Source organism: Aliiglaciecola sp. LCG003 (genome assembly GCF_030316135.1).
Classification (GTDB): domain Bacteria; phylum Pseudomonadota; class Gammaproteobacteria; order Enterobacterales; family Alteromonadaceae; genus Aliiglaciecola.
Window position 1 is genome coordinate 274,411 of record NZ_CP128185.1, and the last position, 19,668, is coordinate 294,078.

A 19,668-nucleotide genomic window follows, 5' to 3' on the forward strand; every position below is an offset into this window, starting at 1 on the left:
CGCTATCACAGAAAAAGTTGCTGTGTTAAACTTCGCGCCCGAATCGCTCCGTTAACCTAATTTGCTAATAAAGAACAGACTTCTATTTTGAACGCTACAGAATTACGTGCAGCTATCTCCCTTGCTTTTATCTATGTCTTTCGCATGCTTGGGCTATTCATGGTTATGCCAGTCATTGCGGTAATGGCAACTGATTATGAAAACTACTCAATATTTTTGGTAGGCTTGGCGATTGGTGGATATGGCTTAACCCAAGCTTTTCTGCAGATCCCTATGGGTATGTTATCCGACAAGTTTGGGCGCAAACCCATTATCATGCTAGGTCTGCTGATGTTCTGCGCCGGTAGTATAGTAGCCGCATTAGCCGACGATATGTGGTGGTTAATAATAGGTCGAGTGTTGCAAGGAGCAGGGGCCATCGCAGGCGCCATAATGGCGCTGGCCGCTGATGTGAGCCGGGAGAATCAACGAGCTAAGGTGATGGCAATCATCGGCATCGCGATAGGTTTCTCTTTCTACCTAGCGCTCTTGCTTGGGCCTATTATTGGCAATAACTTCGGCTTATCGGGCATTTTTGCTGTAACCGCTGTTTTCGCTGTAATCTGCATGCCGTTACTCTGGTGGGTGGTTCCGAATGCGAATAATTACGCCCCCAGTGGTGATACCTTACCAAAGTTAACTGACTTAACGGCAATGATTAAAAACCCTCAATTGCTGCGTTTAAATGTAAGTGTATGCTTACTTCATTTGATGATTACATTGTTATTCGTGCAATTGCCTTCAATGTTTGTAACCGCCGGTATGGATTTAGACAAGCATTGGCAGCTCTATCTACCGATTCTTTTATTATCAATAATCGGTCTTGCTGGCTTGATGTCGATTAATCGCAAGCACAGTGGAAACCTAGTTTTAATAGTTGCGGTTTTACTGCTGGTTGCGGCCTTCTCTGGATTTGCGTCGTTTAATGGACTTTGGACGCTAGCGATTTGCGCAGTGATATTCTTTACTGGTTTTAATTATCTGGAAGCTAATTTCCCCGCCATGGTGTCCAATATTGCCCCTGCAGGTAAGAAAGGCTCCGCTATGGGAATGTATGCCAGTTTCCAATTTTTTGGTGCTTTTGCTGGTGGGTTGATTTCTGGACTACTCAATCAATATTTTCTGCCACACTTAGTCTTTGTAGTAGCAATATTAATTTGTTTAGCTTGGTTGGTTTTATTGGTGGGTTTGAATGGCAATGACCAGTTAAAACGTTATACACTTAGCGCCAAAGTTACAATCCAGCAACACCCTGAACTCAAGCACAAGCTTGCTAAGTTGCAAGGAGTGCATGATATTACAATTGTGCCTGAACAGCAGGCTGTTTATTTAAAAGTAGATACTAAGCTATTTGATTTGCGCCAAGCGCAGCAGATCGTCAGAACCGAATTTTCATAGGAGTTAACATGGCATCTAAAGGTGTAAACAAAGTAATTTTAGTGGGTAATATTGGACAGGACCCAGAAGTAAGATATATGCCAAATGGCAATGCTGTCGCAAACCTTAGTCTTGCCACTAGTGAAAGTTGGAAAGATCAAAGTGGTCAAATGCAAGAGCGCACAGAATGGCATCGGTTGACTATGTACCGTCGTCTTGCTGAAATTGCTGGCGAATACCTGCGTAAAGGCTCGCAAATATACGTGGAAGGCAAGTTGCAAACCCGTAAATGGCAGGACCAAAGCGGGCAAGATAAATATACTACTGAAATTATTGTAGACCAGATGCAGATGTTAGGTGGACGTAGTGGACAAGCTGACAATGCAGGTGGATTTACCCCAAATCAAAATCAGCAACGTCCCGCTCAAGCGCCTCAGCAAAACTATAGTCAAGCTCCACAAAGTTCTGGTCAGCAATATAGTAACGCGCCTCAACAGGGCGGCGGACATCAAGGTGGTAAACCGACTCAATCACCACAGCCACCAATGGCAGAGCCAGATTTCGACTTTGACGACGACATTCCATTCTAGTTTTCCAACCTTTAGAATGTAAAGAAAATAACATAAAGCTCCTTGTTAAATAAGGAGTTTTATGTTTTTTTTCTGTAAAATTTAAATAATCTCCTTGTAATCCAATAACAAAAATAAACCAAAACAATTTTGTAAAGTTTTCCCCCGAAAAGAATTAGTAATGACATAGCTACTTTAAAGATACATTACTAATTTAGGCTAATTGCATTCTAAGGTTGTAACAGGCCTACTTTTTCTATACTCAAAACTAATGGTAGTGGTTGGATTTAGGCTAGTTGTATTACCTCTTTGTGCCAATTGCGGTCATTGGGCACCTTTGATTGTTACTTCGGCTATACGCCCAAAGCAGACTAAATACCTTATCAGTTTGAACGGCATAGTTACTGAGGCAGACAGTCGCTGGGTTTGGGATGGAATTTTAAAAAAATGCGAGTAACAGACCTCCAGTACCTTGACCCAATCAAACAGTCAGTAAACTATAAATTTGTGAGAAAAGCGGAAATTAGCACCCTGTGATAAATTTGGGTGCTAAAAACGTCCTGCATCAGATAGGCAGCGCGATTTTAGGGCCAAGTATGTTGAAAAAATTGACCCTGTAACAAATTCTGTTTCAATAAAGAATAATGCTCGCATTTGCTCTAACAACAACTTTATTATTTCCGCTTAGCACTTTCCGTATTGAATTATGGGTACTGTTTAAGCAACGGTAGCAATTTTGGCCACAGCAAATTTGACACGGCATATTCTGACGTGCTAATTCTGATGGTACTCGAAGGCTTATCCTTACTGCTGCTCAGGTTCATCAACTGTTGCTCAATTTCTTCAAACCTTGGAGCAAGGCTCAATAATAAACGCTCCCCCACTTCTGTTGGTGAAACACTGTGGGTGCTGCGGGCTAAAAATCTTACCCAAAAACGTCCATCCAGACCTTTAATTGAATGACTTAAGGCAGATTATGACATCCCTAATTGTGATGCAGCTTTGGTGAAACTGCCTTCCCGGGCAACGATAATAAAAGCGTGTAAATCGTTTAATTTTTCTCTCGCCATAATGACAAGTTATCTCTATTTATGAATAGTATTCATGAGTCTATGCTAGTTTGGCGGGCTAATTCACTGCTATTAATAAAACCTTAAGCGACAGAGGAACACCCATTGCCGCAATTGATAAAGCAATAGTAGGTCATGCATTTTCTAATGCTTGTGTGTTGGTGACTAACAACACCAAAGAATTTAAACGAGTCCCAACTCTTCAGCTTGAAGCCTGGACGAAGTAATTATTGGAACGTTGAATATCAACGAACATGATTGATTTTAATAACTCCCCATAAAAGAAACAAAATCATCACCAAATTACACTCCGCTCTCCCTTATTTGGCCCCAAAACTTTCGAGCGGTTTTTTACCAATTCTTTATCGTTTCGGTACTACCACCAGGTAGCGTATAGCGCGACCACAATGATAATCACGCCCACTGTTGCAATGTTAAAATTGCTTGGGGTTTTAAAGCTTACGTCATTAAGCTCAACGCTTTTGTTGTTTTCTTTAATATCAGGTTTTACCAGCGACACCGCTACGCAAAGTACAAGACACATTAGAAATACCAAGCCTACGCGATCAATAAAAGGTAGTTCTGGCCAATACAGTTTCAATATAAGTGAAAATATTGCAGATCCCATCGCACTGGCTAGCGCACCAGGCGAACTAGCTTTGGGCCAAAACATTCCTGCCAGAAAAATCACTACAATACCGGGTGTAAAGAACCCTGTAAATTCCTGAATGTATTGGAAAGCCTGGTCAAATTTGCCCAGCAGAGGTTCGGCAACCACAATCGCTACTATTAATGAGGTGACTGCGACAATTCGGCCTACAAACACATAATGTTGTTGAGTTTTAGCGGGCTTGAACTTGCTGTACAAATCCATGGTAAAAATCGTCGAGATACTATTGGTCATTGATGCCAGTGATGAAACAATTGCAGCAACTAAAGCTGCAAACACCAGGCCTTTAATGCCTACCGGCATCAGTGACATCATTGAAGGGTAAGCCTGATCCGGCGCACTCAAAGAGGGGAACAACGCAATTGCGCATATGCCTGGCAGCACCACTATTATAGGCATCAACAGCTTGATATAAGCAGCAAACGCAATACCTTTTTGTGCTTCATTTAAATTCTTAGCAGCGAGCGCTCGTTGAATTATATACTGATTAAAACCCCAGTAACTGATGTTCATGATCCACATACCGCCTACCAATACTGATATGCCGGGCAGACTGGCGTAATGTTTGTTATCTGGTGACAGGATCATATCAAATTTATCAGGTAATTCTGTGGTCAAAACAAAGAAGCCAGCAATTGCACCTTCACCATTTGATACCGCATCAAGCCCCATATAACTAAGTAACAGTCCGCCCAAAATAAGCAAAACCACCTGAATAATATCCGTAAGGGCTACCGCTTTAAGACCGCCATAAAGCGAATACGCAACAGAGAATAAGGCCAAAAATATCATGCCAGTGAACAGGTCAACTCCCGACACGGTCTGAATGGCCAGACTCCCTAACCATAACACCGCAGTCAGGTTGACAAAAATGTAGACCGCAATCCAAAATAGGGCAAGTGTGATTTTAACACTCGTGTTAAATCGCTGCTCCAAGTATTGGGGCATGGTATATATTTCATTTTTCAAAAAAATAGGCAGCATGTACTTACCAACGATAATCAGCGTAATAGCTGCCATCCATTCATAGGAGGCAATTGCCATTCCGATCGCATAACCCGACCCCGACATACCTATAATTTGTTCCGCCGAAATATTGGCTGCGATCAGTGAAGCACCAATTGCCCACCAGGGAAGCGACTTGCCTGCCAAAAAGTAGTCTTTAGTGTTTTGGCCTTCTTTTTTATCATGACGGGAAACCCATAACGCAAGCGCAATCAAACCTGCTACGTACACTGCAAATACCGCAATATCTAAAGCTGCTAATTTCATGAATTTCCCATTGTTAAACTTTTTTAAAAGACAAAAATTTGCATCTGGTTTGACACCACTGATGTCTTATTCTTCTCGACCTGAATGTCGTTTTCAAAAAGTGTGTTTTTAGTCTGCAGTTTTGTTTTAGACCATGTCAATCAATAAAAGTGGTACTCACCTGGTGGTGTCTCTCAAGTGATTTTGCGTACCTAACTCCTAACACAGAGAACGGAATTTTTGTGGTAACCAATCTATATTTAGCAGCGCAGTCAATGCCGGTCGCTGCAGGTCGACACCGCAACTGCCCATTCATGGTGATTTACTTGTTTTTACTATTTGATAGTTGCCTAAAACATTAAATCGCGACATATTTTGTCGCGCATGTTAATTAATGAGGCAAATCACTGATGAACCGGTAGTGGCCAGATTGCAACTGCATGCTGACCACACCAGCTTTTTCGGCTATCTCGGACACCCCTTTGCTGTCAGCTAAGCTGTCTCCACCTTCAGTGATAGTGCTGGCATTAGCAGCAGGTAAATACAAGGTTGCACTGGTGTTAGCGGGCACAGTGGCCTCATAGTGCAATTTGTTGCCTGCAATTGACCAGTGACTTTCAATTTTACCGTAGGCAGAGTCGTAAAATGCTTTTACGTTATCAATACCACCGTCACCATCAATTTGTGGCTTAAGAAAAAAGGTTTTATAGCCAGGCGCATCACGTTGAATACCGGCTGAATAGCCCATCATCCATTGCCCAACGGCGCCAAACGAATAATGATTAAACGAATTCATACCGTTGTTTCCGCCAAAGCCATTTTCCTCAGTATACCCATTTAACCGCTCCCATATGGTGGTAGCCCCTTGCGTAACTGAGTACAACCATGACGGATAGCTTTCATTCTGAATTAACTTGTAAGCCGTAGCACTAAAACTATTTTCGCTTAACGCATCGGCGATCCAAGCTGTACCAATAAAACCTGTCATCAATGAATATTCGTTGAGCTTAGTGCCACTATCATCTAGGTTTGTCCGCGCAACGGTGGTTTTTAAATTGTTGGCCATCTGTGTTTTATATTTTTGGTCAAAAGCACCTAGGGCTAAACCTACAGCATATGACGTTTGTGTATCGGCCACCTTATACTCGGGGGCTTTCTCAGAGGGGGCAAACACACTGCCGTAGGTCACCAGACCAATGGTCTTGCCGTCCTGGGAGACAAAGGTATTATTGAAAAATGCTTTGCGCTCTTTATAGCGAATTTTGTAACCAGCCGCGTCTTCGATTTCACCCAGAATATCGGCTACCTTCGCCATAATATCTAGGGTATAAATATGGTAAGCCGTGGCCAAGAAAGCGGAACCGAGCTGCTGATTCTGTGGCCCTAACCAGTCACCTAACCCAGCGTCATTGGTTATACCTGTTTTGGGATCAATAGTCGTATCCAAATACGCCATGTATGCCGCCATAGCTGAGTAATGCTCTTTAAGTAGACCAAGATCACCAAACTGCCAATACGCTTCCCAGGGTAGGGTTATGCCTGCACTGCCCCATAAAATCCCACCGAATCCACCACCGACCGGGGCGATATCGGCAAAGCGACCATTAGTCGCCTGAGTGTCTCGCATGGCTTGTAGATGTCTGCGCAAGAACTGTGAAGAATCACTCACATAGGTGGCTGTGCGACCAAAAACATTAATATCGCCGGACCATCCCATACGCTCATTACGTTGCGGACAATCGGTGGGTACAGATAAAAAGTTATCGACGTTTGACCAAACCAAATTTGACCACAGCTTATTCACTTTGCTGTTTGATGTCTCATAGCCGGCGGTTAACTCCGTTATGGAGCTAATCGCTATGCCTTCGACAGCTTCTAAAGGTAAGGCCTTATTTATGCCTGTTATCTCAATATATTGAAATCCATGGGAGGTAAAACGCGGCTGATATTGTTGTTTCCCTTCTTTCATGATGTAAATATCTTGGCTTAATGCGGCACGATAGTTTTCTGTCATGATCATGCCAACATTAGGGCCAGAATCAGGTAAATCCGGATATAACATTTCAGCAAAACGTAAGGTAATAACTTGCCCTTCTTTACCTTGAGCGAAGTCAATACGAGGCACACCAACAATATTTTGCCCTAAGTCATAAACAAATACACCGGGTCGAACTTCTTGCACACTTTGCGCAGTTAAGACTTTAAATACCGATGCTGGCTGGCCGATCTGCCCCACGAGTTGCATATCGTCATAGTTCAGATGTTGCGCTTTGCGACTCATATTAGGCTTAGCGCCTTGTGTGGCTGAACCTTTCAGTGTTACTACCTCAGCTTGTTGCCAACCTGTAGCGACAAAACCTGCTTCACTCCAACCGCTCAACGATTGCTCCTTTCTGGCATCATACACCTCCCCCATTGCCAAACTGCCATAGGATGTTGGCCCGTCGTTGAAAAACTGCCAGTGTTTATCATCTGTCGTAAATACTTCCTGGGTTCCATCCTGGTAACTCACCACCAGTTTGGCCAGTAAGGATTGTCTGTCACCAAAACTGTTCCAGGTATTGCCAAAGCTCATCAAACCACTCCACCACCCCTCGGCTAACAAAGCTCCCATGGCATTTTCGCCAGATTTTATTGATGATGACACGTCATAGGTTTGATACAGATGGGTCAAGTTATATTGGGTTAGTCCGGGATTATAATAATCATTGCTGATCCGTTGACCGTTAATGTAAAACTCGTAAATGCCTCTGGCCGTGACATAAAGCCTGGCTTTGGCAATGTTTTTATCTGCCAATTTAAATTCAGAGCGCAACATGGGCATAGCATGTTGACTCGGATCGGCCACTATAAAAGCCCCTGATGTTTCACCCGCTAATACATAACTTCCGTTTTTTATGCTGAAATATTTTTCATCTAAATGCTCAATAAATATGCCTGTATAAGGTGCAGCGAGGTCCTCGCTAAACAAGGACGCTTTAGGCTGGTGAATATTGTTAATTTGCAGATTTTTAAAATTGGCAACTTGACGAGCATTGACTGAAAAGCCAATCTGATTAAGCATGCCATAGGTCAGAACATCATGATTTACGCCAGCTGGATTGAGCGTTACTTTAGCGCCTCTAACTAAAGGTGGAAACATCACGTCTAACCCTGATGATTTGGTGGCATCGAGATAAAAGTCGCTGTTATGATCAAGCTGAACAGTGAGTGTGCCGTATTCATTATGAATGAGCAGATGATGAAAATCATGTTTGTTGCTGTTATTAATAACCGACGTGTTGATTTTGAACTGGGCAACAGGTTTATTGGCAGTATCACTTAGGGTGTAACCTGCGCGGTAGAAATTTAACAGCGCGTGACCATCGGCGTTTTCTAAGCCTGTTATGTCAATCTCTACTTTAAAATAGCTTTCATTCAGCTCGTTTTGAACTTGATAGATATTTTTATATTTATCTAAAAAGCGTGGATCATTGGCGGCTAAGATGATTGCAGCGCGCTCGCTTCCTGTTGCAATACTCATTTCAACGGCTAGATCATACAAGGGTAAATAGTCCGCATATAACGGCAGTGAGTCATTACCACCGCCAATCCACTCCGCGGTGTCCCAGGCACCGATGTCACTATTCATCAAGCCGGTTTCAAACCAAGAGCTTGCTTGTGATACGTTCTCATTTTGATCCCAAACGGATACAGACCAACGATATTTGGTGCTCGGTTTTAGCGGCTTACCTGCATAGGTGATGTGTAATGAACTGGCATCAGTAATCTTACTGCTATCCCATGCGATGTCGCCTCGTTCATCCTCAACAACAACCCGATAGGCTTGTTGTTTTTGACCCCGGGCCTGATGTTGAGTAGCCATTTGCCAGCTGAAACGAGGCAGTACAACGTCAATTCCCATAGGCGTCTGGCGATATTCCACTTCGAGACTAGTGGGTGACGTATTGCCATAATGCCCAACCACTTTCTCTGATTGTGCTTCACTATAAGCACTAACAAACAATATTAAAACAAAGGAAAACCTGCTAAAAAATATACGCTGGAGTCGTTTTTTAATGACATGGTCAAACAAGCGAGTGATGTGAGCCTGCGTTGGAGTCATAGATGTGTAAGTCATAATACGCTCATCAAAATGGGTTAAAGGAAATAAGTTAATAAAAGGTTAACTATATAACAACTGATTGAAAATGCAATATAATGATTGATTAAGATTATTTATATGAGCATTGCATTAAACAATAAGAGTGAGTACTGAAATAAAGAGCTCCATCTTTATCAACTTAGAATTGGTTTTTTGTACTCAAGTCAGGGTGAACAACGTATTAGCCCCCCTTTCCCACCATTTTTTGCTCTCCAACTGCGCACCTTTACGCAGATATACTGCCCACGGGCAGTTTACTGAATTTAAGGGTATGACTTATACTGCTCAGTTTTAATTGAATTAAAAATCAGGGCTATGGGCAATAAAACTGGACTTTTATTTACACCAATCAGCCATTGAAAATCAGCTTTTTATTTTTCATTTACTTGATTTATAAGTATATTCCCACAAGAAGATACACACATTCGTCGTATGTTTATTACTTCTATGTACTTTCGATTGTTAATGAGATAAATATTTTTTGTTGACACGACTTAACATAAATGATTGAATTTGACATGTTTTGACCATCAGTGCTTTCCAACTTAGCTATGTAAATAAAAAGATAATAGTCAATTTGGATGGTGCCCGGAACAGGTTGTTAGGATTATCCATATCTTACTGTTTTTATTTTTTATCATATATAACAACAAGTTAAAAGCTCAATGCTGGTTTGCTGCCATGCAACGAATATTAACTGAAGTGATTTGCTAGTAACACTTAATCCACTTGAGGAATAACACATGATGTCACACACAGGCCAAAGCAGTAATTTGCATAAAAAATTCAACCTTTCTTTATTGGCAATTACCCTGTCAACACTGTGCAACACCAATGCATTTGCTCAGGAAGAAGTAAATAATTCTCAGCAAGATGTTGAAGTCATTGAAGTGACAGGCGTAACAACAGGTACTCTCCTTAGAGGCACCACACCTGTAGGGACCAACGTCATTGGCTTTAGCAAAGATGACATCGATGTGATTGGCGTATCAGATAGCAATGAGCTACTGGCGCAGATCCCACAAGTTTCAAGCACTTTTAATAGTCGCCCCACTATGGCTACCGATATTGGTCGAGGTATGCCCATGCCAAAATTAAGAAACATTGGTGTTAGCGGAGCAAGTACAACACTGGTGTTATTAAACGGAATGCGTATGCCTGGTTCTGGCATTATCCAAACGGTACCCAATGCTGCAGCCATTCCGCCAGGTGCGATAAGTAATCTTGAGATAGTGCTTGATGGCGGATCATCTATCTATGGCTCTGATGCGATAGCGGGTGTTATCAACTTTATTACTAAGAAAGATTATGAAGGCACTGAAATCAGTATTGAAGGCGGATTTGGTGACAGCTTCGGCTCCTCAAGCTTTAATTTAACCAGCGGTACCAGTTGGGGTTCAGGCTCGGGCATGGTGTCGCTATACCATACGCAAAATGATGCGGTGATGGGCAAAGATCGTGACTTCATCACAGCTGATAATAGCGCTCAAGGGGGGGGGGATTTTCGCAGTCGGTTGTGCTCTCCTGGTAACATCACAGTGGATGGCACAAGTTACCAAATGCAATCGTTAACTCAAGGGGCCAACTTGTGTGATCCTAACGACGGCATTTCTTATGTGCCTAAGGAAGATAAATCTACTATTTATCTTTCACTTGAACAGGAATTATCAGACCGCGTACTGCTCAATGTACTGACTTATTATAGTGAGTGGTCTGTTGATATTACTGGCGATGCCACCAATGCCCTGACTGATATTGGCGCATCTGGCACAATCACTTCTTCAAACCCTTATTATCAACCGGTTGGCAACGAAACGTCACAACTCGTAGAGTTTGATATGTCAGATATTGCTGGAGCAGGCGCGAAAAATGGCAGTGACTTTGACGCTTTGGCCTTTATGCCTGAGTTAACCGTAGAATTACCCAATGACTGGCGACTAAGAGCGGCCTATGGTTATGGAAGGGCTAATACTCAAGGCGTTGAACGAGGAATTAACAGTGGTGCTTTGACAACGGCATTGGCGGGTACCGATACGTCAACAGCCCTAAATCCTTACGATGTTACCCAAAGCAACGCTGCAGTTACTGACAACATACTTGCCTATTACGGCACCTATGGTGATGCAACGCAGAGCCATCACCAGTTGCGAATGACGGTTGATGGCACCGCCTTTAGCGTACCGGCCGGCGATGTCATGCTCGCAGTGGGTGCAGAGTACTTTAAACAAGATTACGAAGTCGCCTTTGGTGGTGGCCCGGTCGATGCCCTTAATCTGATAGAAACCTCAACTTCTCGTAACGTTAAATCTGCTTTTGGTGAAGTTGTTGTGCCACTCATGGACTCTGAACACGGCGTCATTAGTGTCACTGCATCAGGACGCTATGATAAATACAATGATGTTGGCGATACCTTTAATCCAAAATTGGGGATCGACTTTTCTCCCTATGAAGATCTCAGATTGCGTGCGCAGTGGGGAACCTCGTTCCAGGCACCCAGTTTAGCTGATACAGGCGCTGCGGTGGATACACGAGCGATTGTACTTCCTATCAGCCCATGGCGCGACGATAGCAGCCCAGCCAGTGATTTTGGTCGCGGTACTATACTGTTAGCTGGTGGAAGTGACGGACTTGAACCCGAAGAATCAGAATCTTATAGTGCGGGTTTTGACTGGACACCAGAATTTGTTGACGGACTAAAAGTCAGCATGACTTATTATAATGTGGACTATTCAAGTGCAATTAGTTTAGCTCCTTTCTATACCCCAAGTGTGTATTTCACCACGCCTGGCTATGCCAGCTTTTACACCATCAATCCCACGTTAGAACAGGCGCTGGATGCCACCGAAGGATTTAGAATTGACGGCGCGCCTGTTGAATCCTTGTATGAAAATGGTAATACCCCCTACATGATTGCCGATGCGCGCCGCTACAACCTGGCCGCAACCAAGCTGTCTGGCCTCGATTTTGATATTAGTCAAAAATGGAAAACCAACTTTGGTAGCATCAATGCCGGGTTAAATGGCAGCTATACCCTTAAACGTGAGTCACAGCCGGTAAGTGGCGCTAAGAGCATTGACGAGCTTCAAGACGGCGAATTTGGTGACTACAACTTTGTGGCATATCTAGGTACGACTGTCGACAAATTTAGCGGCACTGTTCGTGTATTACATAGCGATGGCTGGGAAAATGCGTCGGCAAAATTGGATTCACTCACCACAGTTAACCTGTTTGGTAGTTATAACCTAGGCGGCAATGATTATGTTGACGAAACCTTGTTAACCGTCAACGTTGACAACGCCTTAGATGAAGACGCACCATATTTTAACGATGCCAATGGCTTTGCTGGTGGCTCAGTATTGGGCCGGGTATTTTATGTTGGCCTAAAAGTAAATTTGTAATAAAAAATGGGCGGTGGTGTGAGTCACTGCCCAACACAATTCATCTGCAAGTATTCATATAAATCCGATACTTGCAGATTTTTTGTTTATACGCCAAAATTTTATATGAGGTAATAAAATTAACTACGCCACCTATGAGTGTGTCAGTTTAATAACGTTATGACATACGAGACTGAGTTATAAAAAACCTAATGCCCTTTGACCTGTTTAGCCTTTTGTTTGTCGCGCCGACTGGGGTATTGCGCAGCCGCCATCCCAAGCATTTTCAATAAGCAGCACAAGTGATAGCGAACAGCACGGACGGCAAACCCACAAAGATACCGACAACCCCCACATGAAGCACCCGCCGATGCCAAGCCGCTTTAAGCCTGCTCCGTGAACGGGCACAATAAACTGGAGCATTGCTCTTGAACCTGTGGGTTTTGTTGGCTTTTCGGCTGGTGTGTGATGACGGCTTTGAGTATTGGTTTGTCGTAAACAAAAGGTCACGGCTCCGCTATGACCACGCAGGACAAGACAAGCAATCTGTGGCTTGACGAATTTTATGCCTGGATAAAAGCCATAGGTTTTCTCACCAGTACATAATTTCCCTGTGTCATGGTGCTTTGATTGTGCTCGAAGCGCCACTACGGTTACCTTTATGTCGATGACGGCATGGATAACACAGGGAGGGGGAATATTGGGTGACGTCAAGCAACTGATACACTGCCTGAATAAGAAAAACGCCGCGACAGATCAGAATCTGCCATACAATAGTCATCACTGCTACGACTAAAATCTTTGTCCTCCATTGTCCTCTTATAACTATAAGTCCTTGTAGGAGATGAGCCAATATGAGTTAAAGATAGGTAGCTGCTATGGAATAATCGGCAAGTATGGCTGCTTTAATTTTGACGAGGCGTCAGCTAAACAAAAGGCCGGTAAAAACTGGCCTTTTGTCGAAGTGCTCTGGGTGCTGTTTGCCCACCTTACCTATTAATAATTTAGTGAGGTTTTATCTCATTGATAGTCGTTGGTGACGTAAAAGTCGTTTTCGTTTTACTCACCAAAATCCCCTCTTCCAGATCAAAACTACCTTGCAAATTTATGGCGTTAGAAGATGAAGCAATCTTGACCTGATAGTGACCCGCCTCAGCAACCCAGGCAGCTTGTTTGGGGTCAAAAGAAGCAAGGTCACTTGCGATCAGGGTAAACTCCACTTGGGCATGTTCCCCGCCATTGAGTAGCTGAGTCTTACTAAACCCTTTTAACTCTTTTACCGGTTTGTCTAAGTGCTCAGAAGGGGCCGATAAGTACAATTGCACCACCTCTTTACCCGGGATATTACCGGTATTGGTGATAGTAGCAGAAACCTTGTAGTCCCCCGGTTTTTCGCCTTCCACAATCTTAGGCTCACTGTAAGTAAAGGTAGTATAAGACAGTCCAAAACCGAACTCATAGGCAGTATCCACATTAAAGGTGTCATAGTAACGATAACCAACGTAGATCCCGTCGGTATAATCTAGCTGCGATTTTTTCCCTACAAATAACCCTATATAGGGGTCTTTTACTTCTTCTTCTGACGTTGCAAAGCCAGGAAAGTTAGCCGCAGAGGAAATATCTTTATAGACAATGGGAAAAGTTGTGGCTAACTTGCCTGAAGGATTTACCCTGCCACTGAGCACGTCAACTATGGCATTACCCGCTTCCTGTCCACCTTGCCAAGGCAATACTATGGCATCGACCATATCGCGCCAGCTCACTGTTTCAATCACGTTACCAATGTTGAGGATCACCACCACGTTTTTGTTTTTGCCGTGGAAAGCGGTTGAGACACGCTCAATCAAACTCAATTCCTGGGCGTTCAAATCAAAATCATTTTCGACCTTGCGATCGTAAAATTCCCCCGAATTGCGACCAATAGTAATAATGGCTACTTGGGCCTGTTCTGCTTGTTCGGCAATCGTTTTATCGCTTGGACTATATTCAGGCAACTGCGGTAGTAAATCGAAGAAATTTTTCTTGGGTGGACGTTTCGCTTTTTCACTTTCAAGGTAAGCCGAATATTCAGTTTTCAATTGCTCACTAACAACCAAATGACTCTTCTCAATGCCTTCCACCAAAGACACGGTATAGGCTTCGTTCACGTCTCCACTGCCGGTCCCCCCAGACAAAAAGTCATAGGATGAGTTACCAAAAGCAGCAACCCTTTGTGCATCCTTTAACGGCAAGGCGTTTTGGGTGTTTTTCAGCAAGACCACCCCTTCGGCTGCCGCTTGTCTGGCAATCTGGGCATGAGCAGTTAAATCAGGTTTGTCGCTATATTCGTAGTGATTAAAGGAAGGTGATTTTAACATCACTGTGAGTATACGACTGAGGTTGCGATCTAATATGACTTCATCTAATGTGCCATTTTCTACGGCTTTTTTAATGGTAGCACGCTGGTCGGGCATGCCAGGCATAATTAAATCATTGCCTGCTATCATTTGAGCAACTGGATCATCGCCCGCAAACCAATCCGTCATGACCAGCCCTTCAAAGCCCCACTCGTTACGTAATACCTCAGTAAGTAATTTTTCATCTTGGGGAGTGTAGACACCGTTGACTTTATTGTACGAGGTCATAATTGCCCAAGGCTGAGCTTGTTTAACCGCAATTTCAAAACCGCGCAAATACATTTCCCGTAATGCACGTTCATTCATATGGGCGTCCAACCACATTCTGCTGGTTTCTGCACTGTTGGCAACAAAGTGTTTAATGGTCGCACCGACGCCATGGGACTCCACCCCATTGACTATAGCAGCAGCCAAGTTGCCACTTAACAACGGATCTTCTGAATAGTACTCAAAATTTCGGCCACCCAGGGGGTTGTACTGTAAGTTCATGCCCGGTGCTAAAAATAAATCAACTCCGTAGTCTTTTACTTCTTCCCCCATGGCATTCCCGACTTGTTCAACCAGTTGGGTATCCCAGGTTGAGGCCAGCGCAGTAGCAATTGGAAATGCCGTGGCATAGTAGCGGCTCTCATCAGCTTGTCGTACCGGCTCAATTCGTAAGCCAGCGGGTCCATCCGCCAATACCATGGCGGGAATGCCCAGCTGTGGAATTGCAAAAGTAGAACCTGCCGCACCAGGTACCTTTGTAGAGCCACCAATAGTATCGACTTTAAATCCGGTTCCGGTCACCAAACTCACTTTTTGCTCCAAGCTAAGGCGAGAAATAATATCATGCACACGTGCGTTAACTGGCGCACTTGTATCTTCATAGATATCCTTTTTGCCATTGCCGTTTAAATCTTGAAAAGACGAACCAAGACTTGGATCTAATGAAGCTGTTTGTTTTATTTGAGAGCCACAGGCTGCGACTGTCATTACTGCTAGCGCGATGGCGCTATATTTAAACCAGGGTTGCATAGTTAGACCTTATTGTTGGATATAAAGCAAAATTCCTTGCCAAAAATTAAATCAGCATACTGATTGTTGGGATACCAATTCGTTTTGATATTCAGCTCTATTGCAGGGCGTTGCCTATACCTATGGCAACCGTAGAGAGCACTAATACGCTGATCCCACTAAATAATAAGATTCGACTTTTACTGCTGCTGCCTTTCCATTCCAGTAAGGCTATGCCCCAAATGGTAGAGAAAATGATGATGCTGGCCATATGCAGCGTCCAGCTGGAAAATTCATATTTGCCCATGTGGCTCTCACCCATGGTGTACATAAAAAATTGAAAATACCAAAGTGCCCCACCAAAGGCCGCTAACAGGTAATTGCGCAGCATGGTCTTTGACGCCAGTGTTGACTTGCCTCCGTCAACTCTACCGATGAACTCTCTGCCTGAGCGGTTTTTTATGATCAGATAAAGGCACCAAATCAGGTTGGTGGTGAGGCCCCCGGCAAGTACCACACAAAGCACGGGCAATCCCTGCCATAAGTGATCGGTGCCTGCTTGTAAGGTGAGTTCGCGAATGGGTTTGCCTGACGCAATGCCAAAGGCAAAACAACTGGACATCACGCCTGAGAATAGGGCTATACCTATGCCTTTTTTGATATCTATGTTGTCGTTTTTGGCTGTGGCTGGCTGCGATTTGTTTTTCTCGGCTGTGGCCTTAGAGACTAATACCACCCCGCCCAGGGTCATAAAAACCCCTACAAAAGCAATTTGCCCACTTATGGTCGTCAATACTTCACCGATAGTGCCACCAAGAATAGGTGGCCCCAAGGTACCAATGACGGTCGTCAGGCCCAACACTATGGCCATACCGGATGATATGCCCATGTAACGCACGGCCAAACCAAAGGTTAATCCTCCAAAACCCCATCCTACGCCCCACAAATAACACTGCTGTAGTGTCGATATTGAGGTTTGGGATAGCACCCCCATCAAATCTTCAGTTTGGATGGAGGCGAAAAACCAGGGGCAAACTAACCAGCTAAAAATGCCCCCTGTTAGCCAAAACACTTCCCATGACCAGAATTTAATTTGTTTGTAAGGCACATAAAAACTGGCGGAAAAAAGCCCCCCCAACCAATGAAATACCACACCTAACAACGGATTTTGTACCACTGTGTTTATCCTTATTTTCTACTGCCTGGTAACAGACTGAGGTTAATGTTTAATGAAATATTTGGGTGCTACATTTAAGCCAGGGTACTGCTATTGATGTCAGTCAATTTAGTGCAACCTGCTAACGCCATCGATACGCGCATTTCGTTTTCAAGCATATCGAGCACATCGCGCACACCTTTCTTTTTCGCCGCCGCTAAGCCGTAAACCCACGGGCGGCCAATCATGACCGCATCAGCCCCTAAGGCAAGTGAACGCACCACATCCAAACCACTGCGAATACCACTGTCCATGAGGATTTTTATGTCGCCTTGCACCGCATCGGCAATAGCTGGAAGGGCGCGAATAGAAGACAGTGCGCCATCGAGTTGGCGACCACCGTGATTAGAGACAATCAAGGCATCTGCACCCAATTTAGCTGCCTCTTGGGCATCCTGGGGATCCAGTATGCCTTTGATAATCAGTTTCCCAGGCCATTTGGCACGGATCCTCTCCAGCGTTTTCCAGGTGACACTGGCATCGAAGTTTTGGTTAAGCCAAGCCCAAAAATCATCGATCCCGGCGTTATCACCTAATACCGGAGCAATATTCCCCAGAGTATGGGGTCGCCCCATTACGCCAACATCCCACGCCCAGGCAGGTCTAAGTGCCGATTGCATAAACCTTGCACTTAGACGGCGCAACACGCTGCCCCCTGAGAGGCCAGAACGAATGTCACGATAACGGGTGGAAGGCACGGGCATATCCACCGTAAACATTAAAGTATCAGTGCCTGCTTGTACGGCACGTTCTAACATGGCATCCATAAATCCACGATCTTTGATCATGTAAAGTTGAAACCAAAAAGGATGGGTGGTACCTTTACGCACTTCTTCGATTGAACACGCTGACACGGTTGAGAGGCAAAAAGGCACACCTTTTTCTTCTGCGGCTTGGGCCGCGAGCACCTCGCCACGCCTTGCGTTTAAACCGGCGATACCAACAGGGGCTAAAATAACCGGTAAATTCCACTTTTTACTAAACAACGAAAGTGATGTATCTACCGTAGAAATATCCCTCAGTACCCGTTGCCGTAGCGCGATTTTCTGTAAGTCCGCTGTATTGTTGCGCAAGGTTGTTTCACCAAAAGCGCCACCATCTATGTATTCAAATAAATACTTTGGTAAACGTTTTTTAGCGAGTATTCGATAGTCGTCTATATTTGCAGGGATCACAGCTACTGCCTCAATATGGTTGGCTAATAAACGACGTAAACCGCATGGTTTGCGGTTTACCTCTTGGTTTTAAGCATCAAAGGTAGAATGGTTTATACGATCCCTGACGTGTTACCCGTCGTCGCAGGACGCAATTTTGCCACTTGCTGGCGGTAGCCTGATTGACGATAAGTGGTGACAGGTTCAATAGCGCCACCATCACGGTATCTGGCCATGGCTAAAATAGGCGATACATCTAGGTTAAAGGCTTTTTTCAATTCGCTACTGGCCATCATGGCGTCATTGGCTGTTTGATAAGCGTACAAAGCGCGCCGGTCAATCAATAACGCTTTGATGTATGATCGTTGAACTTCTGCCGCCGAATTAATCAAGCTTTCTATGGGGTCGGTGACATTGTGGGATTGATCTAACATATAAGCCGGAGCGAACCCTTCTTGTCCACGGGCTTGGGCATCCACTAATTCGTTAAAAATCAAGAACTGTTGGTAAGGATGCAAAGAGCCGCTATCAAGATCATCATCACCGTATTTACTGTCGTTAAAGTGAAAACCACCCAATTTCTTAAATTGGATCAAGCGGGATACGATCATTTCAATATTAACGTTCGGCGCATGGTGACCTAAATCCACTAAAGATTTACATTTTGGTCCAAGCTCCATGGCGGCCAAGATGTTGCTACCCCAATCCTGAATAACGGTGGAATAGAAAGCAGGCTCAAACATTTTATGTTCGATATGCATTTCCCAGTCAGATGGCAATTGTGCATAAATCGTCTGCATACTTTCAAGATAACGCTCAAAACTGCGCTGGAAATGCTGTTGACCCGGATGATTTGAGCCATCGCCAACCCACACGGTAAGGCTTTTAGCATCCAAGGCTTGCCCCCACTTGATCACATCGAGATTATGCTCAATGGCTTGTTGGCGAACATCGGCATTGGTATGACTTAAACTGCCATATTTATAGGAATGTTTTTGATCTACCTGATCTTGAAAGGTATTGGAATTAACCGCAATCCAGGATAATCCCAGTGCATCCGAACGTTGTTTTAGGTCAGCAAAGTCGTCCACTTTATCCCACGGGAAGTGCGGTGAAACGCAGTTTGTGCTTTGTGACAGGTCGTTTATCGCCGCGCAATCTTCCAGTTTATCGAAGATGTTTTTTGGCTCACCTATGCCCGGAAAACGAGCAAAGCGTGTACCACCGGTACCTGTTCCCCAGGAAGGAACGGCGATCTGAAAAGCTTGTGCTGCACCTGTGAGCGTTTCAATATCCTGACCGGTGCGGGATAGCTTTTCCCCTAAATAATCATAATCTTTTTGCAAGTCAGCAATGTACTGCTGGTTTACATCGCTGATAAAACTTTTTTCAATTCTATTCATGGTCTC

Annotated in this window: 11 protein-coding genes; 3 read left to right on the forward strand and 8 right to left on the reverse strand. The window is 44.1% G+C overall.

Annotated features, from left to right (window positions below; translation table 11 throughout):
* Positions 1-87: 87 nt before the first annotated feature.
* Complete coding sequence (locus QR722_RS01185; RefSeq protein ID WP_286284936.1) at positions 88-1,437, forward strand: MFS transporter; 1,350 nt, start codon at positions 88-90, stop codon at positions 1,435-1,437.
* An 8-nt stretch (positions 1,438-1,445) separates the two neighbouring features.
* Positions 1,446-2,006, forward strand: a complete 561-nt coding sequence (ssb, locus tag QR722_RS01190) for a single-stranded DNA-binding protein (RefSeq protein WP_286284937.1) — start codon at positions 1,446-1,448, stop codon at positions 2,004-2,006.
* 953 nt (positions 2,007-2,959) lie between these two features.
* On the opposite strand, the gene QR722_RS19365 is transcribed toward ssb, so the two are convergent.
* The 3 genes from QR722_RS19365 to QR722_RS01200 form a co-directional block, all read right to left on the reverse strand.
* On the reverse strand, positions 2,960-3,055 hold the full coding sequence (locus tag QR722_RS19365; protein ID WP_353506895.1) for a helix-turn-helix domain-containing protein: 96 nt from the start codon (positions 3,053-3,055) through the stop codon (positions 2,960-2,962).
* A gap of 376 nt (positions 3,056-3,431) precedes the next feature.
* On the reverse strand, positions 3,432-4,997 hold the full coding sequence (locus QR722_RS01195; protein WP_286284938.1) for a sodium/sugar symporter: 1,566 nt from the start codon (positions 4,995-4,997) through the stop codon (positions 3,432-3,434).
* Between the two features lie 370 nt (positions 4,998-5,367).
* Entirely contained in the window at positions 5,368-9,096 is a 3,729-nt protein-coding gene (locus QR722_RS01200) for a family 78 glycoside hydrolase catalytic domain (RefSeq protein ID WP_286284939.1), read from the reverse strand.
* 767 nt (positions 9,097-9,863) lie between these two features.
* On the opposite strand from QR722_RS01200, the gene QR722_RS01205 reads away from it, so the two are divergent.
* Positions 9,864-12,518, forward strand: coding sequence for a TonB-dependent receptor plug domain-containing protein (locus QR722_RS01205; protein ID WP_286284940.1), 2,655 nt, complete (start codon positions 9,864-9,866; stop codon positions 12,516-12,518).
* Positions 12,519-12,725: 207 nt separating this feature from the next.
* On the opposite strand, the gene QR722_RS01210 is transcribed toward QR722_RS01205, so the two are convergent.
* From QR722_RS01210 to rhaI, 5 genes are all read right to left on the reverse strand, one after another.
* Entirely contained in the window at positions 12,726-13,145 is a 420-nt protein-coding gene (locus QR722_RS01210; protein ID WP_286284941.1) for a hypothetical protein, read from the reverse strand.
* A gap of 356 nt (positions 13,146-13,501) precedes the next feature.
* Positions 13,502-15,910, reverse strand: coding sequence for a glycoside hydrolase family 3 C-terminal domain-containing protein (locus QR722_RS01215; RefSeq protein ID WP_286284942.1), 2,409 nt, complete (start codon positions 15,908-15,910; stop codon positions 13,502-13,504).
* A gap of 97 nt (positions 15,911-16,007) precedes the next feature.
* The gene (locus QR722_RS01220) at positions 16,008-17,066 is read right to left on the reverse strand and encodes an L-rhamnose/proton symporter RhaT (RefSeq protein ID WP_286284943.1); all 1,059 of its coding nucleotides are present in this window, start codon (positions 17,064-17,066) and stop codon (positions 16,008-16,010) included.
* A gap of 74 nt (positions 17,067-17,140) precedes the next feature.
* Positions 17,141-18,280, reverse strand: coding sequence for an FMN-dependent L-lactate dehydrogenase LldD (gene lldD, locus QR722_RS01225; protein WP_286284944.1), 1,140 nt, complete (start codon positions 18,278-18,280; stop codon positions 17,141-17,143).
* A 92-nt stretch (positions 18,281-18,372) separates the two neighbouring features.
* Positions 18,373-19,662 (reverse strand): L-rhamnose catabolism isomerase, encoded by a 1,290-nt coding sequence (rhaI, locus tag QR722_RS01230; protein ID WP_286284945.1) that lies wholly within the window; start codon positions 19,660-19,662, stop codon positions 18,373-18,375.
* Between the last annotated feature and the right edge of the window lie 6 nt (positions 19,663-19,668).